This is a genomic window from Pseudomonas sp. GW822-FHT02D10 (assembly GCF_058802345.1).
Window position 1 is genome coordinate 247,194 of record NZ_JBXAOB010000005.1, and the last position, 24,305, is coordinate 271,498.

The window sequence follows — 24,305 nt, forward strand, 5'->3', positions numbered from 1 at the left end:
GACCGGCTCTGTATTCTCGGGAGAAACCGACAGCTTGAAGGGCGGGGCTGTTTTCCCGAACGTGTCCAGCCCTCTAGTGCGAAGTACAAGGCTTATTGCTCATGGGTGAAGTTACGCTGACCCACCTCGACTCACTGGGATGCGCGCGGATGGTTGATGTCACGGATAAAAGCGTGACGTCGCGAGAAGCGCTGACCGCCGTCAGTGTGGCCGCCTTGACGCTTTACGACATGTGCAAGGCAGTGGACCGGGGCATGAGTATCGAATCTGTGCGGTTGTTGGAGAAGCGAGGCGGCAAGAGCGGTTGTTATCAGGCTCAGGAACAATGAAGCTGAATGTTTTGTGTTTTTCGCGGTACCGCGAAACGCTCAGGCAGCTTCGACCCCAGCGCCGAAATCAACACCCTGCACGCGTTGAGCCTGAGTGTTGGCGTCGTGGTGAGTTTTGTCGGGTATGTGCGTGACTTCAACGTCGGAATTGAGGTTTAACTCGCTGTGAGTGAATCGTGTTCAGCTGAATTGAGGGCAAGAATCCCATGCTCTATCCGCTGTTTCTGACATTGCATCTGTTTGCCGCTTTGATTTTTATCGGCACGGTGTTCTTTGAAGTCCTGTTCCTGGAAAACATCCGTAAACAGATGCCCGTAAAGATAATGCTGCTGGTCGAGCAGGGCATCGGTCGACGAGCCCGCACCCTGATTCCATGGGTTCTGCTGGTGCTGTTCGGTGCGGGGCTGGGCATGGTCTGGCTACGCTATCTGCCAAACCTTGCGTCACCACTGGCCTCACCGTTCGGCACATTGCTGATGGTGAAAATCCTTGTCGCCGTTAGCGTACTGCTGCATTTTCTGGTCGCCATGTTTTTGTTCAAAAGCGGCCGAATGAGCGCTCGATACCTGCATTTCATCCATGGCAGTCTGTTCTGCCATATGGTCGTCATCGTACTGCTGGCCAAGGGTATGTTTTACCTGACGTGGTGACCGGCCATGACCGAAGGCTTGTCCTGCAAGCACTTGGCTGGTGCTTGATACAAATCAAGGAGCATTGATCATCAATCCCGGACACTGTTGATCCGCAGCCCGTCTCGGAGACCCGTCATGCTCGATTTATTTCACAACCCCGGCGAGCTGAGCGTTCGGCACGATCAAGGTGTGCTAGACCCCAACGGCCATGTCGACACTCAAAAGTTTCATGACGCAATTGGCTCTCTGGATTTGCTTCGTGCATTGCGCGTCAGTCGGCAGAAGCGACGTCCGCTGTCCCTGAACGTGCAGTTACCCTTTAACCTCAAGCCTTCCTTTTGTTCCCCTCGCGATATTGCATGCAAGCACAGCGGTATCGAACACTATCTTCAGCATCTGGAACATGAGATCGACCTCGTCGGTTGCCACCTGAGTACGGAACAACGGGTCGAGCAGTTTCATCTGGGGGGCGGAACACCCGCCATCGCCCATCTGAAGCGGCTGATGAATCATCTGCGTGATCGGTTCAACTTTCTCGAGCATGAGTGCGGCGACTACAGTGTTGAGGTGGACCTTCACCATACCGATTGGTCGACCATGGGCGTGCTGCGAGACCAGGGATTCAACCGTGTCAGCATCGGTGTTCCGGACATCGGTGCGGACAGAGAAATATCAGTGGCCTGCTACCAGAACCCGGCACCGATCCATTCGCTTATCGATGCCGCTCGAACCTTTGGCTATCGATCCATCAATGTTGATCTGGGGTTTGGTCGTGCCTGGCAGACGCCAGAGAGTTTCGCGCTGAAACTGACGACGATTATCGAACTGGAACCGGACAGGCTACTGGTGTTTGACTACGCTCGGCCACCACAACGCTATCGACCGGTGACTGGGGACAAAATCAGCGAGCTGTGCTGCCAGGATGACAAAGGCGCGATGCGCCAGATCAGCTTTGATCAGTTGATTTCAGCGGGTTATCACTACATCGGCCTAGGGCAGTTTGTCCGGCCCGATGATGATCTGGCGATGGCTCAAGAGCGAGGTCGGTTACGCCGCAACTGTCAGGGGTTTACCAGTCATGGGTATTGCGATCATGTCGGGTTCGGTCTGGGTGGTATCAGTCAGATCGACAATTTGTATACACAGAATACCGACGCACTTGAACGCTATCAGCAGCAGCTCGACATGGGTCAACTGCCGACGTGTCGTGGCTGGCGCTGTGAGTCGGGGGATCAGGTCAGGCAAATGGTCGCGGAGCGACTGGCGTGCGATCTGGAACTGGATATCCATGCCATCGAGATGCGCTATGGACTGATTTTTCTCCAGTACTTCTCATCCGTCTGGCCGTTGCTGGAGCAATTGAGTCGTGATGGGTTGATTGAGCTATCGGACCGTTTCATCAGCATTCTTCCCGCCGGTCGGCCGAAAGTAGATGCCATTTGCAACCTGTTTGAAAAGGATTTGAGCGGTGCGAGGCATTAACCCAACTGCGAGTTGATTGATCATGAAGCCTGCATTCGATTTCAATCGCGCCCTGGTCGAAAAGTATGACCGCCCGGGGCCGCGCTATACCTCTTACCCAACCGCGCCGCAGTTTCATCAGGCGTTTGCCGTCGATGACTATCAACATGCCGCCTCCGACAGCAACCTGGCGGCTGTGCCCAAGCCACTGTCGGTGTATATCCACATTCCGTTCTGCAAGAGCCTTTGTTACTACTGCGCCTGCAACAAAATCATTACCCGGAAAACCCATCGTGCCGTCGAGTATCTGGGGTACCTCAAGCGTGAAATCGTCATGCAGGCCGCCTTGTTCGACAGCACGCGCAAACTTACGCAACTGCACCTGGGCGGTGGCACGCCCACCTATTTGACCCGCGAGCAACTGGCTGACCTGATGGACTGCCTGCACCAGGCGTTTGACATGGATGACAGCGATGATCATGAATTTTCCATCGAGGTCGATCCCCGTACCATCACCACCGAGCAGATCCAATCGCTACGCCAATTGGGCTTCAATCGTCTGAGCTTTGGCGTACAGGACTTCGATCCCGACGTGCAGGCCGCGGTCAATCGCCAGCAAAGTGAAGAGCAAATTTATGCGTTGGTCGCTGCGGCGCGCCAGGCGCAATTCAAGTCGGTCAGCGTCGATCTTATTTACGGTTTGCCACTGCAAACCGTGAACAGTTTCGACGTCACCCTCGGCAAAATCATCGCGCTGCGTCCGGACCGGATTGCGGCGTACAGCTACGCCCATTTGCCGGAGCTGGTGCGCGCGCAACGGCTGATTCGTCCGGCAGACATGCCGCCACCGGAGCGCAAACTGGAATTGCTTGAACTGACCATCCGCCGTCTGACCGAGGCCGGTTATGTCTATATCGGCATGGACCATTTCGCCTTGCCGGACGATGAGCTGGCGTTGGCTCGCACCAATGGCACGTTGCAACGCAATTTTCAGGGGTATTCAACCCATGCCGACTGCGACTTGATCGGCCTTGGCGTGTCCTCGATCGGCAAGGTCGGCGACAGCTACAGCCAGAGCGTCAAGGAGCTTTCGCAGTACTACGCCCGTCTGGATCAAGGCTTGTTGCCGGTGCATCGAGGTTATCGCTTGAGCGCCGACGACCTGCTGCGACGTGAAGTGATCAGCGATCTGATGTGCCATGGTCGAATCGATTTCGGCAAGTTCGAAGCACGTCATGGCATTCGCTTTACCGAGTATTTTGCCGATGCGCTGGCGCAACTGGAGGAGCATGTTCGAGATGGATTGCTGCAGATTCACCACGACGAATTGGTGCTGTTGCCCCAAGGGCATTTGATGATGCGCAGTGCGGCCATGGCGTTTGACGCCTATCTGGGGGATGAACAAAAAGGCCAGTTTTCACGCACTGTTTGAGGCGTTGGTGTGTGCCTCGCCGGCATGCCCCATTCCGGTGATCTGTAGCGCTTGGTGCCGTCGCTTGACGGCGATCAAGTTTGCCGGTCGTGTGACTTGCCTGGGTATCACAGGCACCCGTAGCGTGTTCCTTGAATCCGCTCTTGAATCAGGTAGCCCATGGACCGTACCCAGTCTTGCGAACACAACGCCGAACCCTTTTACCAACCACTGAATAATGAGCAGGTGCTGTTCGAACAAGCCTGGCGACACGGCATGCCGGTGCTGATCAAAGGCCCGACGGGATGCGGCAAAACCCGTTTCGTCCAGCACATGGCCCATCGGCTGAAACTGCCGCTGTATACCGTGGCCTGCCACGACGATCTGAGCGCCGCCGACCTGATCGGCCGTCATTTGATCGGTACCCAGGGCACCTGGTGGCAGGATGGTCCGCTGACCCGTGCGGTGCGTGAAGGCGGCATCTGTTACCTCGACGAAGTGGTCGAGGCGCGCCAGGACACCGTGGTGGTGCTGCATCCGCTGGCCGATGACCGTCGGGAACTGTTCCTGGAACGCACCGGTGAAGTGTTGCAGGCGCCGCGGTCATTCATGCTGGTGGTGTCTTACAACCCCGGTTATCAGAACCTGCTCAAAGGCATGAAACCCAGTACCCGACAACGTTTCGTGGCGATGCGTTTCGGCTATCCGCCAGTGGCCGATGAAGAGCGCATTGTCGCCAGGGAGGCTCAGGTGGACAGCGCACTCGCGGCGCAAGTGGTCAGGCTGGGGCAGGCCCTGCGGCGACTGGATCAACACGATCTGGAAGAGGTCGCATCGACGCGGCTGCTGATTTTCACGGCGCGCATGATTCGCGCCGGCATGAGCCCGCGTGAGGCATGCATGGCTTGTCTGGCCGAGCCGTTAAGCGATGATCCGCTGACCGTTGCGGCGCTGATGGACGTGGTTGATGTCCACTTCGGCTGAAACCCGGGGCATTTCGCGTGGCCACCTGCCAGGCGATCTGGCGATGTGGTTTTTCATTCTGGCCGAGCTATCGGTGTTCGCCATCCTGATTCTGGCGTTCGCCGTGACCCAGGCGCTCAAACCCCAAATGTTCGGCGAAAGCCGTCAGTTGCTCAACACCTCTACCGGTCTGGCGATGACCCTGAGTCTGCTTACCGCAGGGTTGTTTGCCGCGCTGGCTCAGGAACGGGTCAGGCAATCACGACCCCGCCATGGCGCGATCTTTCTGCTCGCGGCGTTGCTCGCCGCCAGTGTCTACGTGGTGCTGAAACTCACTGAATACCGACATTTGCTGGGTTCCGGGTTGGGTATGGAGCACAACACGTTTTTCACCCTCTACTGGATTCTCACCGGTTTTCATTTTCTCCATGTATTGCTCGGCATGTTCATCCTCGGATGGCTGGCCGAGCGTTGCCGTCGTGGCCTGTACAACGCCGCCAACTGCAGCGGGCTTGAATCGGGTGTGCTGTATTGGCACATGGTCGATCTGATCTGGGTCGTGCTTTTTCCGCTGGTCTACGTTTTGAATTGACCAAGGGTGTCTTATGTCAGCTTCCAGGTTTTTGCTCGTCTGCTGGGCAGCGCTAGCAACCTTAAGTGTCTGCACGGTGGTGCTGGCACAGGTGGGCGCGACATGGCGGCTTTCCATTGCCATCTTGCTGGTGGCGGTCGGCAAGGCCTGGCTGATCACCGATGGATTCATGGAGCTGCGCCGGGCGCCGCGACTGTGGCGACGGTTGATGCTGAGCTGGGCGCTGGCGCTGGCCGTGTTGGTGGGCTTGACCCTGGTCCTGTGACGCCGCTGCCGGTCTGGACGAATACTTGACTAAAACCATCGGAGTTTCTTGATCGCCATCAAGCAGGATTCAACCCTGCGCTTCCTAGAATGGACAGGCCAAGCAAAGAGGAAGCGACCATGTCAGAGACCTTCACCAAAGGCATGGCCAGGAATATCTACTTCGGGGGAAGCGTGTTCTTCTTCCTGATATTCCTGGCCTTGACCTATCACACGGAACAGACCTTTCCCGCCCGCAGCAATGAAGCGCAGCTAAGCGAATCAGTGGTGCGCGGCAAGTTGGTCTGGGAGCAAAACAACTGCGTCGGCTGCCACACATTGCTGGGCGAGGGCGCCTACTTTGCGCCTGAACTGGGCAATGTGTTCCAACGTCGCGGCGGGGAGGAGGGGTTCAAACCCTTTCTGCATGCCTGGATGAAGATGCAGCCCCTGAACGTACCAGGCCGGCGAGCCATGCCTCAGTTCAACCTGAGCGACCAGGAAGTCGACGACATCGCCGAGTTCCTCAAGTGGAGTTCGAAAATCAATACCAATGGCTGGCCGCCAAACAGGGAGGGCTGAGAAATGAGTGTTGCCAATCCACATCTGAAATTCGCCTCGCAAGCCGTGGCTAAACCTTACTTCGTGTTTGCCCTGATCCTGTTCCTCGGCCAGGTGCTGTTCGGTTTGATCATGGGCTTGCAATACGTGGTCGGGGACTTTCTGTTCCCGGCCATTCCCTTCAACGTGTCGCGGATAGTGCACACCAACCTGCTAATCGTATGGCTACTGTTCGGCTTCATGGGGGCCGCGTATTACCTGATTCCGGAAGAGGCCGACCGTGAACTGCACAGTCCGAAGCTGGCACTCATCCTGTTTTGGGTATTCGCCGCCGCTGGCGTGCTGACCATCCTGGGCTACCTGCTGGTGCCTTATGCGGGGCTGGCCAGACTGACCCACAACGAGCTGCTGCCGACCATGGGCCGCGTTTATCTGGAACAGCCGACCATCGCCAAGATGGGCATCGTGGTGGTGTGTCTGGGCTTCCTCTACAACATTGGCATGACCCTGCTCAAAGGTCGCAAGACCACGGTGAGCATGGTCATGATGACCGGGCTGATCGGGCTCGCCGTGTTCTTTCTGTTTTCCTTCTATAACCCCGGAAATCTGGCCCGCGACAAGTTCTACTGGTGGTGGGTGGTGCATCTTTGGGTGGAAGGTGTATGGGAGCTGATCATGGGCTCGATGCTGGCTTTCGTGCTGATCAAGATCACTGGGGTAGACCGGGAAGTGGTCGAAAAATGGCTCTATGTGATCATCGCCATGGCGCTGATTACCGGGATCATCGGCACGGGTCACCACTACTTCTGGATCGGTGCGCCTGAGGTCTGGATATGGGTGGGTTCGATCTTCTCCGCACTGGAGCCGCTGCCCTTCCTGGCCATGGTGATATTCGCCTTCAGCATGGTGAAAAACCGCCGTCGGCAACACCCGAACCGCGCCGCCACGCTGTGGGCCAAGGGCACCACGGTGACCGCCTTTTTCGGCGCTGGCGTCTGGGGGTTTCTGCATACCCTGGCTCCGGTCAACTACTACACCCATGGCACGCAGTTGACGAACGCTCACGCCCACCTGTCGTTCTACGGTGCTTACGCGATGATCGTGATGACCTTGATCAGCTACGCCATGCCGCGCTTGCGCGGGCTGGGTGAAGCCGCCGACGAGCGCTCGCAGACCCTCGAGATCTGGGGCTTCTGGTTGATGACCCTGTCGATGGTGATGATCACGCTGTTCCTCACCGCTGCCGGTGTCGTACAGATCTATCTGCAACGCTGGCAGGCCGACGGGATTGCCTTGCCGTTCATGGCCACGGTTGAACATTTGACGGTGCTGTTCTGGGCCCGTCTGGCCAGTGGCGTCGGTTTCCTTGCAGGGCTGCTTTGTTACTTGCTCAGCTTCAGGCAGCGGGGGCGGGCAGCCTTGCGTGCCCCGGCCGCGGTTGTTCCTTCATGAGCCGTTGCTACGGTTAGAAAAGGTCGGCCCGGCTGATACAGCGGGCCGTTTTTTGGTTTCCCCAAAGGGCAAAAGCGATGGCCTTTACCGTTGAGCTGGAAGAGTGGGTAGGCAGTGTCTGGCATCGCTTCATCACCCGGCGCGCCAGCCCGGATTTCCCTGAAGCGCGCGTCGAACTGGTCAACCAGCAACGCCCGCTGGCGCTGTTGTTCCGCGCCATGGGCGGTGCCAACGGCATCGGTGTGGAAGCGGCCAGCGACCGTGATCTGCTGCTGCGTCGCAACGTACTGCAGCAGATCGCCGGCACCTGCAAACAAGTGCCGTTGGCGTGGTGTGACGAGAATAGCCTCAGGCTGCCGTCGAGCCTCGCGGTTTTCCCTGAAGTAGCACTCAATGAGGAACTCTACCGTTGGCTTGCGTTGCTGGCAGCGCAGGCCGGTCAGATGCGTCACTGGGGTCGTGACAATCAACGCTGGACGCAACTGCTGTTGCGGCGCTATCCAGCGCTGCGTACCCGCTATAAACGCCTGGTCGATGCCCATCTGCAATTGCGCCCGGATCCGGCATCGTTGAACAGCAATGAAGCGGCACTGGAACGGGCGTTATGCCAGGCGCTACGCGAGCCGGGCAGTGTCGAACATTTTCCCCGTAGCGAACGGGCGGCCTGGCCGCTGCCGCTATGGTTGTACCCGCCGCAAAACCTCGCCAGCCCACAGGCTGCCGATCTGGGTGAAGAGTCGGAAGAGTCTCTGGCTACGCCGCCCGGCGAGCAGAAAGACGGGCGCAAGCGCGCCCGCCGGATTGACGAAAGCACCCGCGCAGGCGGGCTGTTGGTGGTGCGTCTGGAGAACCTGTTCAGCTGGACCGAACACATGGACCTGGATCGCTGGTCAGACGACAGCGAAGACCCGGACGCCGCCAGGGTCGCCGATGATCTGGACGAATTGACCCTGTCGCGCACACGGCTGCGCAAGGGCGGCGGTCTGAAGCTGCACCTGGATTTACCGCCCGCCGATGTCGACGATATTCCCCTGGGCGAGGGCATCAGGTTGCCGGAGTGGGATTATCGCAAACAGCAGATGCAGGACGCGTTCGTCAATCTGCAAATGATGATACCCCGTGACTGCGTGGCGCAGCCGTTGCCGCCACGGCTGAAGGCCTCGGCGCACCGATTGCGGCGTCAGTTCGAGCACCTGCGCAATGACCGTCAGTGGTTGCGCCAGCAACCCCAGGGATCAGAGCTGGACATGCAGGCCTGGCTGGACTTTCACGTTGAGCGCGAGCATGGACAGTGCGCTGAGCGAGGCCTGTTCATGGAGCAACGGCAGACTCGCCGCGACCTGGCGTGCCTGTTGCTGGCCGACGTGTCGATGTCCACCGATGCCCACCTGAACGATGAGCATCGCATCATTGATGTCATCCGGGACAGCCTGCTGCTGTTCGGCGAAACCCTGTCGGTGCTCGGTGATGATTTCGCCCTGTACGGGTTTTCCTCGCTGCGTCGTCAGCAAGTGCGCATGCAGGAACTCAAATCATTCACCCAGCGTTATGACGACACCACCCGAGGTCGTATCCAGGGGCTCAAGCCGGGTTATTACACACGCATGGGCGCCGCCATTCGCCAGGCCACGCAACTATTGGGCACGAGCAAGCGGCGCAGCAAACTGTTGCTGCTGCTGACGGATGGCAAGCCCAATGATCTGGATCTGTATGAGGGACGCTACGGTGTTGAAGACACTCGCGAGGCTGTGCTGGAGGCGCGGCGTCAAGGGCTGACGCCATTCTGTATCACGATTGATCGCGAGGCCGGGGATTACCTGCCGTACATGTTCGGCGCCAATGGCTACACATTGATCCGCCAGCCCGAACAACTACCCCTGCGTTTGCCGCAGTTGTACCGCCAACTGACTCAGCCTTGAGCTCGGGTTTGAATAGCGCAGCATCAGCTGATGCTGCGCGGCAGCCAGAAAAACATCGCGACGCAAAAGATCGTCAGGCCGATGCAGAACCACATGAATCGGCGCTGCCGACGTTCATCTGCGCGTTCGGCCAGTATCGGCAGGGGCATGCCGCATTGGCAGCACTCGGACGCTTGTGATGGGTTAGCGTGTTGGCAATACAGGCAGACGGGCATGGCGCTCACTCGAACTGTTCCAGGCGCAGACGATCAAGAATGGCGATCTGGCGGCCGTCCTGTGTGATGATTTTTTCATCGATCAGACGGCGGATGATTCGCGAAAACGTTTCTGGCTGAATCGACAGATGTCCGGCAATCAGTTGCTTGGCCATCGGCAGTTCGAATTGGCTGTCAATGGTTTGCAAACGCACCAGTTGCGTCAGTAGATAACGCACGACCCGGTGGGTGGCGTTTTTCAGTGACAGGGTTTCGATTTCGTTGACCCGTTGATGCAAGCGAACGCAGAGCTTGCCGAGCAGCGCAAAGGTCAGCCGGCTGTTGCTCTGAAGCAGGTGCATGTAGGTGCTGTTGGATATCCGATAGAGCTGAGTGGGGCAGATCGCCTCCGCCGAGGCCACATAGTTCGGGGTGTCCATCAACATCATTGCCTCGGCGAAGGTTTGCCGATCGCCGATGACTTCAAACACTTTCTCCTGCCCATCAGGTGTCAGACGGTAGATTTTCACCGCCCCGGCAATCACGAAATAGAACGAGTCGGCAGGTTCGCCCTGACGAAACAGCGGTTCGCCTTTGTCGATGTTCAGCAGGTGACTGGTACTCATCAATTCATCCAGCTGTTCTTCGTTTAACGGCTCGAACAAATGATGACTGCGCAAAATTTGGTGATGGACGCGATGAAGCACCATAAAAATTCATCCTGAGGGTTGAGGAGGGAATGGCTATCCAGTCAAACGAGGCCCAGAGAGACGCCGCTGGCCAGGGCCAGAATTGAGCTCAACACCACAAACCAGGCCAGTGGCTGGATGACTTTTTTCATGACGGCTCCGGGTAGTCGAGAGGGATCAACGTTTTTTTGATTTCCAGACGCATGAGCAAGACGCGGGCCATGCCTGCAAGCCTTGATTTACAGGAGGTTTGAGAACGCAGGGTTAAAAAGACCATGTGATATAGGGTTTAAATAACCATTAAGTGGTCATTTTTACCCTTGGTAGGAGCACTTTGTGGCGCTCGGCCAGGGATCGGCTTCGGGCACGTCCCTTGCACACTTGATCTGCGACAAATGCGTTTGATCGCAAATCCCCGATCATTGCCCCACGGATGTACCTCGACACTTGCATGTGAGTGTCAGGTCCGCAACAAGGCAGAGGAGTGGCTTTATGCAAGTGCTTGAGCGCCGTAAAGCGATGGCGATTCCACCGCTGTTACGGCTGGCCTTTCGGCCATTTTTCCTCGCGGGCTGCCTGTTGGCGGTGCTGGCCATACCGCTTTGGCTGGCAGCCTTCAGTGGTGGGATTTCCGGCTGGCAACCGGCAGGCGGTTGGCTGGGCTGGCATCGGCATGAGCTGTTGTTCGGCTTCGGGCTGGCGATTATCGCAGGCTTTCTGCTAACGGCCGTGCAGACCTGGACCGGTCGACCCGGAATCAGCGGGACACCGCTGGCGGCTCTGGCGCTGCTGTGGTTGTGCGCGCGCGTGGCCTGGCTGGCCAATGTGCCGGTGCCGTTGCTCGCGGTGCTGGAACTGGCGTTTCCGTTGGCGGTGGCGGTTCTCATGGGCTTCACCCTGTGGAAGGTGCGGCAGAAACGTAACTACCCGATTGTGGTGGTCCTGCTGTTGTTGGCTGTGGCCGACGGGCTGTCCATGTATGGCCTGGTTGAAGGTCATGAAGGTTGGCAGCGCCAGGGCGTGTTGACCGGTATCTGGCTGGTGGCAGCGATGATGGGGTTGATCGGCGGACGGGTCATCCCGTTCTTCACCCAGCGCGGCCTCGGCCGGGTCGATGGCGTTGCCCCTTGGCCCTGGCTGGATTGGCTGCTGTTGGTGGGCTCGCCGCTCGTGGCGTTGTTGTATGCCGCAGGACCTGCACTTACCCCCAACGTCTGGGTTGGCCTGCTGTTCGCCGTGTTGGCCGCAGGACATCTGGTGCGCCTGGTTCGCTGGCATGATCGGGGACTCTGGCGCGTGCCGTTGCTGTGGTCGTTGCACCTGGCTTATGGCTGGTTGGCGGTGGCGTGTTTCGGAATGGCGCTGTGGCATTTCGGCGTGCCGGTGAACCCGAGTCTGGCGGTGCATTGCCTGACAATAGGTGCGATAGGCGGCCTGGTTCTGGCGATGATCGCGCGGGTCAGCCTGGGGCATACCGGCCGTGCGTTGGAGCCGCCGTCGGGCATGACCCTGGCGTTCACTTTGCTCAACCTGGCGTGTTTCAGTCGGGTCGTGTTGATCATCTTCTTTCCCTTGCCGGCGTTGTGGCTGGCCGGTCTGTGCTGGGCGCTGGCGTTCGCGCTGTACGCCTGGCGTTATGGGCCGATGCTGCTGCGAACCCGGGTTGATGGTCATCCGGGATGAGCCAGCGAACTGATGGAGGCTACCGGTGATGTATCCCTTTTTACTGGTGACACACCTGCTGGCGGCGATTGCCTTCATCGGGACGCTGTTTTTCGAGGTAGTGATCTGGCATCGCACCCGCCAGCAGTTGACGGACGCGACGCAATTGACGGCGGATCAGGCTATTGCGGTGCGTTCGCGCAAAGTGCTGCATGGCGTGGTGTTGCTGTTGTATGGCGCCGGCATCGGCCTGGCGTGGCAATACCGAGGTGCATTGAGTCAGCCGCTGGCCAGCCGTTTTGGCACGTTGCTAAGCCTGAAAATCCTGTTGGCCCTGAGCATCATTGGCCATTACTTGTTGTTGGCGTATTGGCTGAAAAGCGCGCGACTGACCACGACCCGCGCGAGCTGGATTCGCCGTAGCATCCTCGGCCACATGGTGTTGATCGTGATCCTCGCCAAGGCCATGTTCTATTGGCATGGCTGATCGCAAGTAGTCTCTTGCAAACAAAACCCGCGTCAACCGGTCGGCTGGCACGGGTTTGGTGTGAGCGGCAATCGATCAATGGCGAGGGATCAGGGCGTTAATGAACAACACGTTGTTTTCCAGATGGATGTGCTGCATCAGGTCGTCTCGAAACTCCAGCAGCCCGCGATAAAGGGCACGCCAGGTGTTACAGGCATCGGCTGGCGGGGTGATGTGGTTGGTCAGTGCGAGCATCTTCTCCAGCGCTTCGCCATGTTGATCGTGTTCGAAGCGCAGCACCTGGATCGGTGGTGCGGCCTGGGGGCCGATGCCTTGTTGCAGCATCGGGAAGAGCACTTGTTCTTCCTTGAGCATGTGGCCTTCGAGTTCTTGTTGCATGTCTGTCAGGAGGTCGGCCAAGCCGTTGGGGCAGCTGCTGCGCGCCCCGTGGACTTGCTCGACACGGCGGGCCAGGCGGATCAGTTCCGGCAGTTGCTCGCGGTGGCGGGCGTGATAGCGCGCCAGCAGGTGGGCGATCAACAGTTCCGAAGGTTCGTTGCGCCAATCGTGCTGGGTTTCGCCGGCGTCTTGCAGAGTGTGCAGGGCATCGGCAATCAGTAGCGGGTCGAGTCCTTTGCCAAGGGCCGCTTCACGCAGGCTTTTGTGCCCGCCGCAGCAGAAGTCCAGTTTGAAGGTGTGAAAAATCCGCGTGGCACCGGGTATGTCACAGGCCAGTTGGCCGAGGCTTTGTTCCAGTAGGGTCTGGCTCATCAGGGTTCCTTGATTGGATTTCAACGGTTCCCCAGGCTCATTGCATCCGGCATGCCATAGTTAAATGATTGATAAATATTGATTAATTTTTAGTTGTGGTGATAAGCACCCTGACGCTTTAGGGTGAATCCAACCATAGAGGGTAATTACTACCATGCTGCGTGAAAGCCTGGCAGCCGACCTGATCGTCGAGTTGCCCAACGCCGTACGTTTGCAACGACTTGTCCAGACCTTGCGCGAATACTTCAACAGTGGCGCCGTGGGATTGCTGCGTCTGGATGACGACAGTCTCAGACCTGTCGCGACAGTGGGGCTGGTTCATGAGGCGTTGGGGCGCCGGTTTGTCATTGCTCAGCATCCTCGGCTGGCAGCGATCATGGCGTCGCGCGAGCCGACCTGGTTCGAGCCTGACAGCCGCCTGCCGGACCCCTATGACGGCTTGCTCGACAACCATGTCGGCGAACCGTTGCCGGTGCACGACTGCATGGGCGTGAGCCTGTATGTGGAGGGGCGGATCTGGGGCGCGATCACGCTCGATGCGCTGCACGCCGGAACCTTCGACAGCCGTGCGCGGGAGGAACTCAAACGTAGTACCTTGCAGATCGAAGCCGCTGTGCGAGTCACCCGACTTGAACAGGAAATCCGCAGCTTGCGTATGTCCCGCAGCGATCTTCAAGAGCTGCGGATGCCCGCTGATGAAGGCGAAATACTGGGGCAGAGTGAGGTGTTGCACCAGTTGCTCAATGAGCTGGATGTACTGGCCGACGCCGATCTGCCGGTTTTGCTGTTGGGCGAAACTGGCGTCGGCAAAGAGCTGTTCGCCCGACGGCTGCATCGTCTTTCACGGCGCAGCCACAAGCCGCTGGTGCAGGTCAACTGCGCTGCCTTGCCGGAGTCTCTGGCAGAGAGTGAGTTGTTCGGTCATGTCAAAGGCGCCTTTTCCGGCGCCACGAGTGACCGTGCCGGACGTTTCGATGCCGCCAATGGCGGAACGCTGTTTCTCGACGAAGTGGGTGAATTACCGTTAAGCGTTCAAGCGAAGCTGCTGCGCACCCTGCAAAACGGCGAGATCCAGCGACTGGGAGCCGACAAGCCATTGCATGTCGATGTGCGAATCATTGCCGCGACCAACCGGCATCTGCCAGACAGTATCCGCGACGGCTTGTTTCGTGCCGATCTGTATCACCGGCTCTCGGTGTACCCGGTGCCCATTCCGGCCCTGCGTGAGCGCGGTCACGATGTGTTGATGCTGGCCGGGCATTTCCTTGAACTCAATCGGGCACGGCTTGGTCTGCGCGGTTTGCGTTTGTCACCAGCGGCCGAGCGGGCCTTGCTGGCGTATACCTGGCCGGGCAATGTGCGCGAACTGGAGCATGTGATCAGTCGAGCCGCGTTGAAGCAGCTCAGTCGCGGTACGAGTCGCACGCTGATCATGACGCTGGAGCCTGACATCCTGGATCTCGACAGTGCGATGGGCGCGCCGGGGGCGATCGTCGAGCGGCCACTGGACGCCACGTCTGATGTGCCGTTCCAGGCGATGGGCGACGCCGTCGACGATTGTCAGCGACAAAAAATTCTCCATGCCCTGAGTCTTTCCGGGGAGAACTGGGCCAGCGCCGCACGGCTGCTGGAAGTCGACCCCAGCAATCTGCACAAACTGGCCCGGCGTTTACGGCTCAAGTAAAACGGGCGCGCCTCTTCAATGCTCGGTGTTGATGGTGGTCAAGGTTGTGTAGCGCAGTGTCTCGCACACTGCGCAGAACCTTCCGGAGATCACCCTCATGCCCCTTTCCCTGGCTCAAATGCGTCGTCACTACACCCTTAATGGCCTGCAGGATGATGCTGCACTGGACGATCCCCTGGCCATGTTCCGACAGTGGATGCAACACGCACGGGATACCGAGTGCGCACCTGTCGAGGCCAACAGCATGATCCTGGCGACGGTCGACAGTGACGGGCGCCCGCACGCTCGGGTTCTGCTGCTCAAGGGCTTGAGCGACGACGGCTTTACGTTTTTCGGCAATTACCTGAGCGACAAAGGTTTGCAGCTGGCCGCCAACCCGAATGCCGCCATGACTTTTTTCTGGCCGGGGCTGGAGCGTCAGGTTCGTATTGAAGGCCAGGTGTCCAGGCTCGACCCGCAGCTCTCGGATGCGTACTTCGATTCCCGCTCGGTGGCCAGTCGCTTGGGCGCCTGGGCTTCACCGCAGAGCCGGCCGCTTGCCAGTCGGGCAGTGCTTGAATCGCTGTTGGCAGAAACCATCAAGCGTTTCGTTGGCCAGACTGTGCCGCGACCCGAGCATTGGGGTGGCTACTGCCTGCACCCTGAACGTCTGGAGTTCTGGCAGGGGCGTGCCGATCGCTTGCATGACCGTCTCGATTACCGCCTGCAGAACGGCGTGTGGTGTCGCAGCCGTATCGCGCCTTGAGGATCCATTCGCTCCGTCGAGGTACCTCCTTGGAGGAATAGGCCAGGCCGGAATTCCGGTTCAGGCTTGGCCTACCCTCATCTACGGGAAGGCTTGGATATGGCCCATCTGGCGCAACGCACTTTTGAATCCCTTCACATCGCCGTGCTGACCATCAGCGATACGCGCACCTTTGAGACCGACACCTCGGGACAGACACTGACTGATTTGCTGCAAACGGCCGGGCATGTGTTGATCGATCGTGATCTGGTCAAGGACGATATTTATCAGATCCGCGCAAAGGTATCCCACTGGATCGCCGACCCTGAAGTGCAAGTTGTATTGATGACCGGCGGCACCGGCTTCACCGCTCGCGACAACACACCGCAAGCGGTCTTGCCATTGCTGGACAAACATGTGGAAGGCTTCGGCGAACTGTTCCGTCAGGTGTCCCTGGCGGAAATCGGCATGTCCAGTCTGCAGTCACGGGCATTGGCCGGGATGAGCAACGGTGTGCTGGTGTGTTGCGTTCCGGGCTCGCCGGGAGCCTGCCGAACAGCCTGGAACATGATCCTGCTCGAACAACTGGACAGTCGCACCGGTCCGTGCAATTTCGCCCCGCATTTGAAACCCCAGGCGCAGCGAATCAGTGACGCTTGTGAGGCACGCTCATGACCGGCAGGGTGTGTGACAGCGGTAACCTGATGCCCGTGGACGAGGCCATCGGCCGTCTGCTGGACCAGGCTCCGCCGCCGCCCCTGGTGCAAATGATCCGTCTGGATCAAGCCATGGGGCGGGTTCTGGCGGCGGACATTCATTCCCCGGTGAACCTGCCGGCCTGGGACAACAGTGCCATGGATGGTTATGCCCTCAGAGCGGTTGACCTGCCGCTGGCGGGTGGCTGTTTGTCGATTGGCGGACGAATCGCGGCGGGGGATCAGGCGCGCGCGCCCTTGCTCGCGCAGCAGGCGGTGCAGATCTTTACCGGCGCACCGTTGCCTCCGGGTGCCGATACGGTGGTGCCACAAGAGCAATGCCGAATCGAGGGCGAGTACGTCTGGTTCCCGCCCGTGCGCGGCGGCGATCATGTGCGCAAGGAGGGCGAGGAAGTTCGCCGGGGGCACCTGTTGCTCAAGGCTGGCAAGCGCCTGCGCGCACAAGAACTGGGGTTGCTCGCCGGCGCAGGCGTGGCGCGGGTCGAGGTCTATCGACCGTTGCAGGTGTGCTTGCTCAGCAGCGGCAATGAACTGCGTGAGCCGGGCGATCCATTGGCGCCAGGACAGATTTACAACAGCAATCGCTATTGCCTCTCGGCGTTGTTGCGCGGCTGGGGCGTCGAGGTACACGACTATGGCGTCATGGCCGATGAGCTGGCGGCCAGTCGGCATGCCTTGAGTCTGGCGTCTTCGGAGTGCGACATGCTGCTGAGCTCTGGTGGCGTCTCGGTGGGCGAGGAGGACCACCTCAAACAGGCGATCGAGGAACTGGGCAGCGTGGATTTCTGGCGGTTGGCGATCCAGCCCGGTAAACCGCTGGCCTTCGGCGAAGTGCTCGGTAAGCCCTGGATCGGCATGCCGGGAAATCCTTCGGCGGCGTTGATTACCGCGTTGGTGGTGGTGCGTCCGTTCCTGCTCAGGGCCCAGGGCGTGAGAGACGTGATGCCGGTGCCGTTGGCCGTCCCGGCCGGGTTCGACTGGTTGCAACGCAACAAGAAGCGCCGGCAGTACCTGCGGGCAAGGTTGACGCCTGGTGCCAATGGCCAGTTGAGCGTGGAACTGCACCCTCAGCAAAGCTCGGCGATGTTGACCGCTGCCTGCTGGGCCGACGGGCTGGCGGTGATCGAGTGCGAGCAGCAAGTGCTCAAGCACGACAACGTGATGTTCCTGTCCTTCGCCGACCTGATGCATTGATGGCAATTGATTGCCGTCAAGGCCGTGCCTGCCGGTCTCGCTAGACTGGCAGCGCCTTTTTCGATCGCCCCGGACCCTTGCGTCACGGGCATCAGACGACGGTCGAAACGCTTTTTTTCATGAGGACTTCCCATGCAACTGGTCTGCCCGGCAGGGAACCTGCCTGCGCTTAAAGCGGCGGTGCGCCAAGGCGCCGATGCTGTCTATGTCGGATTTCGCGATGACACCAATGCCCGACATTTCGCGGGGCTGAACATGGACGACAAGCAGTTCGACGCAGCGGTCGCCCACATCCGCCAGCATCAGCGCAAACTCTATGTCGCGGTCAACACCTACCCTCAGCCCAAGGGGTGGGAGCGCTGGCAGCGAGCGGTGGATCGTGCCGCCGATTTCGGCGTGGATGCGCTGATCGCCGCCGACCCCGGGGTGCTCAACTATGCCAGCCAGCGACATCCGCAACTGGCGTTGCACCTGTCAGTCCAGGGCTCGGCGACCCATGCTGCGGCGCTGGAGTTTTATGCCCAGCGCTACGGCATTCGGCGTGCGGTGCTGCCACGGGTGTTGTCGTTGGCGCAGGTCCGTCAGGTCGCCGCGAGCAGCCCGGTGCCCATCGAAGTGTTTGGCTTTGGCAGCTTATGCATCATGGCTGAAGGGCGTTGCCACTTGTCTTCCTACATTACCGGCGAGTCGCCGAACCTGTGCGGTGTCTGTTCGCCGGCCAAGGCCGTGCGCTGGAGCGAGGACGCCCAAGGCTTGAACGCGCGACTCAGCGAAGTGCTGATCGACCGCTACAGCCCTGACGAACCGGCTGGTTACCCGACCTTGTGCAAGGGCCGCTTCCTGGTCGACGGCAAACGCTTTCATGCGCTGGAGGAACCCACCAGCCTCGACACCCTGGACTTGCTGCCGGAATTGACGGCCATCGGCGTCGAAGCGGTAAAAATCGAGGGCCGACAACGTAGCCCGGCCTATGTCGAACAAGTCACCCGCGTCTGGCGGGCGGCGCTGGATGCCCATCGTGGTTCACCGGGCAGTTTTCGGGTCAAGGATGAATGGCGTCAGGTGCTGGCCAGCTTGTCCGAAGGCAGCCAGACCACCCTGGGTGCTTATCATCGATCATGGCAATGAGGGACGGAACATGAAACTCAGCCTGGGACCGGTCCTGTTTTACTGGGACAAAGAGCAACTCAGTCACTTTTACGCCGAGATGTCGGCCTTGCCCCTGGATGTGATTTATCTGGGGGAAACCGTGTGTTCTAAACGCCGGGCATTTTCATTGGATCAATGGCTGGGTCTGGGGCGCGAATTGCACGAGTGCAGCCAGGCGCAGGTGGTGCTTTCCAGCCTGACGCTGATCGAAGCCGCCTCCGAACTCTCCAGCCTGCGCCGACTCTGCGATAACGGCCAATTGCTGGTGGAGGCCAACGACATGGGAGCGGTGCAGTACCTGGCCGAGCGCAAATTGCCTTTCGTTGCAGGTCCCGCTCTCAATCTGTACAACGGGCATGCGCTGGCGCAATTGCTGGACTGCGGAATGACCCGCTGGGTGCCGCCGGTTGAGTGTTCGGCGGCGCTGATTGGCGATGTGCTCGAGCAAGTGCGCGAACTCGGTCAAAAGGTGCCGGAGGTGGAAATTTTCGCCTATGGGCATTTGCCGTTGGCCTATTCCGCCCGCTGCTTTACGGCCCGGGCGGAGAACCGGCCCAAGGACGACTGCCAGTTTTGTTGCATCAACTACCCCGATGGCCTGGCACTGACCAGCCAGGAAGGGCAACCGTTGTTCACCCTCAACGGTATTCAAACGATGTCGGCCGAGGTGACCAATCTATTGGCTGACTATTCCGGGCTGGTGGCCTGCGGTGCTGACTTGTTGCGTTTGAGCCCTCGCGCTCAGGGCATGGCCGAGGTGGTTGCCGCCTATCAACGGGTTCGTCTGGGCGAGACACCACCGCTGTTCGTCGAAGGTTGCAATGGCTACTGGCATGGCCAGGCCGGCATGTTGCGCGTCGAGGAGGCCGGCCTGTGTTGAATCGAAAAAAGTGGCTGTTGAAAGGTGCCGATCGATTACTGCCGTTGGTACGCCGGGTGCCTTTTGCCGTGCAGCGACTGGCGTTGCAGCAGGCGCTCAATCGCTGCCTCGCCGAGCCGTTGCGCGAGGGTGAGTTCGAAGTGTTACGCGGGCGTTGGCTGTGCCTGCGTATTCCGGACCTGGGCTTGTCCTGGTACCTGACCTTCAGTTGTGAGGGGTTGCGAATTGCCGCGCAGGCCAAAGCGCACGTGACCATCAGCGGCAACTGGCGAGAGTTTCTACTCCTGGCCAGCCGTCAGGAAGATCCGGACACGCTGTTTTTTCGCAGACGCCTGGTCATCGAGGGCGATACCGAACTGGGGCTGGCGCTGAAGAACCTGATCGACAGCCTCGACCCCGACGTCTTGCCTGTCTGGCTGTGGCGCAATCTGGAGCGGGCGGGGAAGGGCTTGGCGGCGGTGTGAGAATCCTGCGAAGGCGGCCTGACAGCCGGCCTGTCTCCTGCGGATGTACACAGATCTCCTGTGGATCTGCCGCAGGCTGCGATCTTTTGGTCTTGCTCTTCGGCATCTCCGAAACCGCCAAAAGATCACAGGCTGCGCCAACTCACCGACCGCGTATCCCGCAATAACCTTGTAAACGCGAAGCCCGTTGGAGGAGGTATGCGCTCCACGAACGCCCCCTACCGAACGATGCAATTCCCGTTTGCCATGACATCTCTGGCTCAGCGGTATCGATCAACGTCATGCCCAGTTCGATGTCTTGGCGCAGGGCCGCGACTTCCCGCTTGTGGGCCGAGCGATCTTCGCCCATGCGCCAGGTGCCCTGGCCAATGACCGGGACAGTGACGCCCGCCAGTTCGCGGGTACGCCTGAAAGCCTGAAGGTGTTCTATGGTTTACGTGTGGCAGCGTAAGCGCTTGTGGGTTCATTATCGCTGGGCGTGAGGGAAACACTCGGTGACAATCGGGCTAGCGCCCGTCGAAAACCTTCCACTTTGGACACATCTCCCCGGGTTCTGTGGGTAATGACGCCATAGGCGTAAGGGAGTAAACCCTCCAGCCAGTCTCGTGGGTGGATCTCGACGCTGTTCTCCAGTGTCGCGACGACCCAGTCGGGGAGCCATGACATATCGCGGTCCGAGAAGTTGACTTCGCCTGCGATCAGCAACGCTAGGGTGGTACGCAGCGACGACTTGTCCTTCAATAATCGCTCTTGCAGCGCTTGGCAAGCGTCCGGGTCATCCAGTAACACACGAAGATCGTTGGGCTTGCTCAGCTTCAGCGAGGCCGGAAGCAGTGCAGACAAGGCCGGTAACGAGTCCATCCAGCGTTTTTGCACCTCCAGATCAATCCCGACGAAGTCCAGCGCCGGGGGCACAAGCGGTGCGTGACGGATAACCGTGGGTGTCAGGTAGCGCAGGCGAAGGCTCATGATGTCCATAAAGAGCCGGTCACTGGCGCATAAACACTCCACGGCTGGTGAGGTGCCCAGTATGGTTGATGGCGGTGGGCCGATAATGAACGTCGCATTGCGTCGGTGGGGCAGGTAATGAATGTCGCCCCAGCTGTCGTTCAGGCAGTGGGCGAGCCAAGCCTGGGGCGTAGGGCCGTTGAACGGGTCCAGGTTCATGGGAACGCCAAAACCGTTGAACACCACGTGACCGAGGGGATTGAGGCGGCTCTTCAATAGTTGGTGGAATCCGTGATCAAACACGATCGGGGCATAAGCGCTCTGGGTGTAGAGGTCGACAATAATGACGTCGTACCGGTCAGGAGTGACGACCAGGAAGTGCGCGGCATCGGCGACCACGCTGTCAAAGTCGATATGCTCTGCAAGTCGGTTCCGGTTGTCGAGGCTGCGCACGAGTGCGGTCTCGTCCAGATCAACGGCCAACAGACTGGCCACTCTGGTGCTGGCTGCGATCGGCGCCAGCGCCACACCGTCCGAAAGCCCCAGCATCAGAACCGAGATTCGATCCTTGGACGGGTCCCCCAGAAAACCGGTACAGCTCATGTCGTCATAATATTGGCCGCAGAAGATCTGTTCATGTCGAGCAGATTCAGGTCGATCCTTGAAGTCCGGCATGGTGAAAGGCAACTCCGTTTGTAAGAGGCGGGGTACGGCGAGGCACGTCAGTGCGCAAACGCTTTGGGATATTTGTCCAGATAGGCATCATTGAGCTGCGTATCCTGGGAACGCATGAAAGTTTTGAAGTCGGGTACCAGAAAGACCAGCAGAGACAACAGCAGCACCATGACGCCCAGCAGGGTGATTGTCAGTGCGACCCCCAGATAGGCGATCAGGGTGTTCATCGCGAAACTGCCCAAGGGGCTGGCCGCTGCAGACAGAAATGAAACCGTGGCAAAAATCCGGTTGCGATGGAGTTTTGGCGTTGCCAGCAACCTCACAGCAGAGGTGGGGATGTTGATCAACATCAGGCCGACGCCGCCGCAGAAAAAGGCCGCGGGCACGATGAACGACGATGAAACGGTCCCGACCACCACCAGGTTGCACCCCAGTAATGCAAAACCTGCGGATACACACATGTCACGGGGGACCCGGTCGGATAACCAGCCGATGATCTTGTAACTGCCCGCCAGAATGCCCAGCCCGAAGCACGAATCCAGAAGACCGATGTAAGTGACCGGGTACTGGATGACGTCCTTTACGTACAGTGGGATCAGGATGGTGAAGAACGGAAACAGGGCAAAGTTGATCAGCATTGCAATGATGGCCAGGTAAAACTCGACTTTCACTCCGTAAACCACTTTGAAGCCGGAATAGATCATGCTGAAGCCGCTGGCACCCGGGGCTTTTTCGCCTTGGCCAGTGGCACCGATGCGGCTCGGGATGGTCGCGATCAACGCCCCGGCGATGAGAATCGCAAAAAAATCGGCGGCAAAGGCGAATGTGATACCGAACCCGTAAATCAACCCGCTAGCCAGTACCGGCCCCAGCAGAATGGAAAAGGACGACATCACGCTTTTGGTCCGAAAGGCCAGGGAGACTTTATCGTCGTCTGCAAACAAAGGAATGATCGACGCCTGGAGAGGGTCGCGTACGCCGACGATCGCACTGCTGATCATCATCAGCGCGCCCACCGTCCAGGGGTTGAACGACCCCGTGGCGGACAGCACCACCATCAACAGTGCTGTCAGCAGGCTGATCCATGAGGCCAGCTTGATGATCAGGATTTTGTTGTACTTGTCCCCCAGCCATCCCAGCAGAGGTTTGGCTAACACTTCCGCCGCGATGGAACAGGCAATCATGTTGGCGAAATAGAGCGCAGAGCCTGTTTCCTGCAAGGCCCACCAGGCCACCGCCAGTTGATTGCACCGTCCCCCCAGAACCATCAGTAAAAAGCTGAATTGCACTTTCAGCAGACGTCGGTCGATGCCGGGAAAGCCCCACGTAATGCCTGAAAAATTTGCACTCATTGACGTACCTTTGATCCGAATAGGGTGACTGCACAATCAGGGGGGTTCAAGAAACGACGGGGTGACGCTCATCAGGGTAAATCGCCAGATATCGCTCGATGCCACCCTCAAGGCTATAGAGTTCCGCTTCCTGGCTGACGCTGCGAACTGCCAGCAGGGCCGCCTTGCTCCTGACGCCGGATTTGCAATAGAAAACGATACGGCGGGTGGTATCGAGTTCTTCCTGGCGCTTGATGATGTCTTTGAGCGGAATCAGTTTGCCGCCCAGCGAGCCTTGCTGATGCTCGCTGACGTCGCGCACATCGACCAATTGGAATGGCGCTTGTGTCGCTATCCAGTCATGCAGTGTGTTGGGTGACAGCCAGTCGCTGTCGCGCCACGCAGACGTGGTCGTAGCGCCAAGCGTTTTCGCAGGGGGCCGGTCCCGTGTTTTTTTGTTGATGTTCAACAGGTGGAAAGTGTTGTCCAGGCAATCAATAGACAACAAATGCCCGCTCAAGGGCTCCCCGGCACGGAGGATGAGCTTGAGTACTTCATTGGCCTGAAAGCAACCAAGCAAGCCAGGTATGACGCCAAGAACGCCCGCTCCCGAGCAGTTTTGTGTCAAGTGCGGTGGCGGCGGTGTTTCGAACAGATCCCGGAAGCACGGCCCCCGTTGTTGGGTGTCCCGGTTGTAATAGTTAAATACCGACACCTGTCCCTCGAACTGACTGATCGAGGCATAGACCATCGGTTTTTCACACTCGATACAGGCGTCACTGATGAGGTATTTGGCGTCGAAGTTATCAGTGGCGTCGACGATGATGTCGTATTCCGCCAGCAGCGACAGGACGTTGTCCGGGTTCAGCGTCGTGGCAACGGTGTGGACGACGATGTCGGGGTTCAACTGATTGATGCGACGTTTGGCTGCCAACACTTTCAGGTCGCCTACATCGGCAATCGCATAGAGAATTTGTCGGTGCAGATTGCTCACGTCGACGATGTCGTTATCAACGATGCCGATCGTCCCGACGCCAGCACCTGCCAGGTACAGGAGTACCGGGCAGCCCAGCCCCCCGGCGCCGACCACCAGCACCTTGCTGTCGTTGAGGCGCTGCTGCCCCTGAGCGCCGACCTCGCTGAGGATGATTTGGCGGGCGTAACGGGAGGTGTCCGTTTTCAGGTTGCATTGCAT

Annotated in this window: 25 protein-coding genes and 2 pseudogenes; 20 read left to right on the plus strand and 7 right to left on the minus strand. The window is 59.0% G+C overall.

All coding sequences use genetic code 11. The features are described from left to right. Nucleotides 1-125 precede the first annotated feature (125 nt). The 11 genes and pseudogenes from AC1RPZ_RS10860 to AC1RPZ_RS10910 all read left to right on the plus strand — a co-directional run. Nucleotides 126-329 (plus strand): annotated as a pseudogene (locus tag AC1RPZ_RS10860) (cyclic pyranopterin monophosphate synthase MoaC); the annotation flags it as partial. 6 nt (nucleotides 330-335) lie between these two features. After that, nucleotides 336-488: a hypothetical protein gene (locus tag AC1RPZ_RS10865; RefSeq protein WP_493137167.1), complete on the plus strand. Its 153-nt coding sequence runs from the start codon at nucleotides 336-338 to the stop codon at nucleotides 486-488. Nucleotides 489-535: 47 nt separating this feature from the next. Further along, nucleotides 536-979, plus strand: coding sequence for a CopD family copper resistance protein (locus AC1RPZ_RS10870; RefSeq protein WP_493137029.1), 444 nt, complete (start codon nucleotides 536-538; stop codon nucleotides 977-979). Between the two features lie 117 nt (nucleotides 980-1,096). Then, nucleotides 1,097-2,443, plus strand: a complete 1,347-nt coding sequence (locus AC1RPZ_RS10875) for an oxygen-independent coproporphyrinogen III oxidase (protein ID WP_493137159.1) — start codon at nucleotides 1,097-1,099, stop codon at nucleotides 2,441-2,443. A 22-nt stretch (nucleotides 2,444-2,465) separates the two neighbouring features. Beyond that, entirely contained in the window at nucleotides 2,466-3,854 is a 1,389-nt protein-coding gene (gene hemN / locus AC1RPZ_RS10880; protein WP_493137030.1) for an oxygen-independent coproporphyrinogen III oxidase, read from the plus strand. Nucleotides 3,855-4,013: 159 nt separating this feature from the next. After that, on the plus strand, nucleotides 4,014-4,817 hold the full coding sequence (locus AC1RPZ_RS10885; protein ID WP_493137031.1) for a CbbQ/NirQ/NorQ/GpvN family protein: 804 nt from the start codon (nucleotides 4,014-4,016) through the stop codon (nucleotides 4,815-4,817). After that, nucleotides 4,801-5,388, plus strand: a complete 588-nt coding sequence (locus AC1RPZ_RS10890; protein ID WP_493137032.1) for a cytochrome c oxidase subunit 3 — start codon at nucleotides 4,801-4,803, stop codon at nucleotides 5,386-5,388. The genes AC1RPZ_RS10885 and AC1RPZ_RS10890 overlap by 17 nt, the downstream gene beginning before the upstream one ends. Before the next feature lie 13 nt (nucleotides 5,389-5,401). Beyond that, nucleotides 5,402-5,653, plus strand: coding sequence for a cytochrome C oxidase subunit IV family protein (locus AC1RPZ_RS10895; RefSeq protein WP_493137033.1), 252 nt, complete (start codon nucleotides 5,402-5,404; stop codon nucleotides 5,651-5,653). Nucleotides 5,654-5,772: 119 nt separating this feature from the next. Next, complete coding sequence (locus AC1RPZ_RS10900; RefSeq protein WP_493137034.1) at nucleotides 5,773-6,213, plus strand: c-type cytochrome; 441 nt, start codon at nucleotides 5,773-5,775, stop codon at nucleotides 6,211-6,213. A gap of 3 nt (nucleotides 6,214-6,216) precedes the next feature. Then, on the plus strand, nucleotides 6,217-7,644 hold the full coding sequence (locus AC1RPZ_RS10905) for a cbb3-type cytochrome c oxidase subunit I (protein WP_493137035.1): 1,428 nt from the start codon (nucleotides 6,217-6,219) through the stop codon (nucleotides 7,642-7,644). A 77-nt stretch (nucleotides 7,645-7,721) separates the two neighbouring features. Next, nucleotides 7,722-9,563 carry a nitric oxide reductase activation protein NorD gene (locus tag AC1RPZ_RS10910; protein WP_493137036.1) on the plus strand — a complete coding sequence of 614 codons (1,842 nt, stop codon included), beginning with the start codon at nucleotides 7,722-7,724 and terminating at the stop codon, nucleotides 9,561-9,563. Nucleotides 9,564-9,586: 23 nt separating this feature from the next. On the opposite strand, the gene AC1RPZ_RS10915 is transcribed toward AC1RPZ_RS10910, so the two are convergent. Both AC1RPZ_RS10915 and AC1RPZ_RS10920 read right to left on the minus strand, forming a co-directional pair. Further along, complete coding sequence (locus AC1RPZ_RS10915; RefSeq protein ID WP_493137160.1) at nucleotides 9,587-9,778, minus strand: protein DnrP; 192 nt, start codon at nucleotides 9,776-9,778, stop codon at nucleotides 9,587-9,589. 5 nt (nucleotides 9,779-9,783) lie between these two features. Beyond that, nucleotides 9,784-10,467, minus strand: coding sequence for a Crp/Fnr family transcriptional regulator (locus tag AC1RPZ_RS10920; protein WP_493137037.1), 684 nt, complete (start codon nucleotides 10,465-10,467; stop codon nucleotides 9,784-9,786). A 471-nt stretch (nucleotides 10,468-10,938) separates the two neighbouring features. On the opposite strand from AC1RPZ_RS10920, the gene AC1RPZ_RS10925 reads away from it, so the two are divergent. After that, the gene (locus AC1RPZ_RS10925; RefSeq protein WP_493137038.1) at nucleotides 10,939-12,129 is read left to right on the plus strand and encodes an NnrS family protein; all 1,191 of its coding nucleotides are present in this window, start codon (nucleotides 10,939-10,941) and stop codon (nucleotides 12,127-12,129) included. A 28-nt stretch (nucleotides 12,130-12,157) separates the two neighbouring features. Continuing rightward, on the plus strand, nucleotides 12,158-12,595 hold the full coding sequence (locus AC1RPZ_RS10930; RefSeq protein ID WP_493137161.1) for a hypothetical protein: 438 nt from the start codon (nucleotides 12,158-12,160) through the stop codon (nucleotides 12,593-12,595). Nucleotides 12,596-12,670: 75 nt separating this feature from the next. On the opposite strand, the gene ytfE is transcribed toward AC1RPZ_RS10930, so the two are convergent. Continuing rightward, the gene (gene ytfE / locus AC1RPZ_RS10935) at nucleotides 12,671-13,345 is read right to left on the minus strand and encodes an iron-sulfur cluster repair protein YtfE (RefSeq protein ID WP_493137039.1); all 675 of its coding nucleotides are present in this window, start codon (nucleotides 13,343-13,345) and stop codon (nucleotides 12,671-12,673) included. A gap of 154 nt (nucleotides 13,346-13,499) precedes the next feature. On the opposite strand from ytfE, the gene norR reads away from it, so the two are divergent. From norR to ubiT, 7 genes are all read left to right on the plus strand, one after another. Beyond that, nucleotides 13,500-15,029 (plus strand): nitric oxide reductase transcriptional regulator NorR, encoded by a 1,530-nt coding sequence (gene norR / locus AC1RPZ_RS10940; RefSeq protein ID WP_493137040.1) that lies wholly within the window; start codon nucleotides 13,500-13,502, stop codon nucleotides 15,027-15,029. 97 nt (nucleotides 15,030-15,126) lie between these two features. Further along, nucleotides 15,127-15,774 (plus strand): pyridoxamine 5'-phosphate oxidase, encoded by a 648-nt coding sequence (pdxH, locus tag AC1RPZ_RS10945; protein WP_493137041.1) that lies wholly within the window; start codon nucleotides 15,127-15,129, stop codon nucleotides 15,772-15,774. A gap of 99 nt (nucleotides 15,775-15,873) precedes the next feature. Continuing rightward, entirely contained in the window at nucleotides 15,874-16,428 is a 555-nt protein-coding gene (gene moaB, locus AC1RPZ_RS10950; RefSeq protein WP_493137042.1) for a molybdenum cofactor biosynthesis protein B, read from the plus strand. Continuing rightward, nucleotides 16,425-17,663, plus strand: a complete 1,239-nt coding sequence (locus AC1RPZ_RS10955; RefSeq protein WP_493137043.1) for a molybdopterin molybdotransferase MoeA — start codon at nucleotides 16,425-16,427, stop codon at nucleotides 17,661-17,663. The genes moaB and AC1RPZ_RS10955 overlap by 4 nt, the downstream gene beginning before the upstream one ends. Nucleotides 17,664-17,795: 132 nt before the next feature. Beyond that, nucleotides 17,796-18,791 carry a ubiquinone anaerobic biosynthesis protein UbiU gene (ubiU, locus tag AC1RPZ_RS10960; protein ID WP_493137044.1) on the plus strand — a complete coding sequence of 332 codons (996 nt, stop codon included), beginning with the start codon at nucleotides 17,796-17,798 and terminating at the stop codon, nucleotides 18,789-18,791. A gap of 10 nt (nucleotides 18,792-18,801) precedes the next feature. Beyond that, nucleotides 18,802-19,692, plus strand: a complete 891-nt coding sequence (locus AC1RPZ_RS10965; protein WP_493137045.1) for a U32 family peptidase — start codon at nucleotides 18,802-18,804, stop codon at nucleotides 19,690-19,692. Next, the gene (gene ubiT / locus AC1RPZ_RS10970) at nucleotides 19,686-20,156 is read left to right on the plus strand and encodes a ubiquinone anaerobic biosynthesis accessory factor UbiT (protein ID WP_493137046.1); all 471 of its coding nucleotides are present in this window, start codon (nucleotides 19,686-19,688) and stop codon (nucleotides 20,154-20,156) included. The genes AC1RPZ_RS10965 and ubiT overlap by 7 nt, the downstream gene beginning before the upstream one ends. Before the next feature lie 259 nt (nucleotides 20,157-20,415). Here ubiT and AC1RPZ_RS10975 read toward each other — a convergent pair. The 4 genes and pseudogenes from AC1RPZ_RS10975 to AC1RPZ_RS10990 all read right to left on the minus strand — a co-directional run. Continuing rightward, nucleotides 20,416-20,586: pseudogene (locus tag AC1RPZ_RS10975) on the minus strand (hypothetical protein); the annotation flags it as partial. Continuing rightward, nucleotides 20,583-21,779, minus strand: coding sequence for a spermidine synthase (locus AC1RPZ_RS10980; protein ID WP_493137047.1), 1,197 nt, complete (start codon nucleotides 21,777-21,779; stop codon nucleotides 20,583-20,585). The pseudogene AC1RPZ_RS10975 and the gene AC1RPZ_RS10980, both read right to left, overlap by 4 nt. Nucleotides 21,780-21,826: 47 nt before the next feature. After that, on the minus strand, nucleotides 21,827-23,131 hold the full coding sequence (locus tag AC1RPZ_RS10985) for an MFS transporter (RefSeq protein ID WP_493137048.1): 1,305 nt from the start codon (nucleotides 23,129-23,131) through the stop codon (nucleotides 21,827-21,829). Between the two features lie 46 nt (nucleotides 23,132-23,177). After that, nucleotides 23,178-24,305, minus strand: coding sequence for a ThiF family adenylyltransferase (locus AC1RPZ_RS10990; RefSeq protein ID WP_493137049.1), 1,128 nt, complete (start codon nucleotides 24,303-24,305; stop codon nucleotides 23,178-23,180).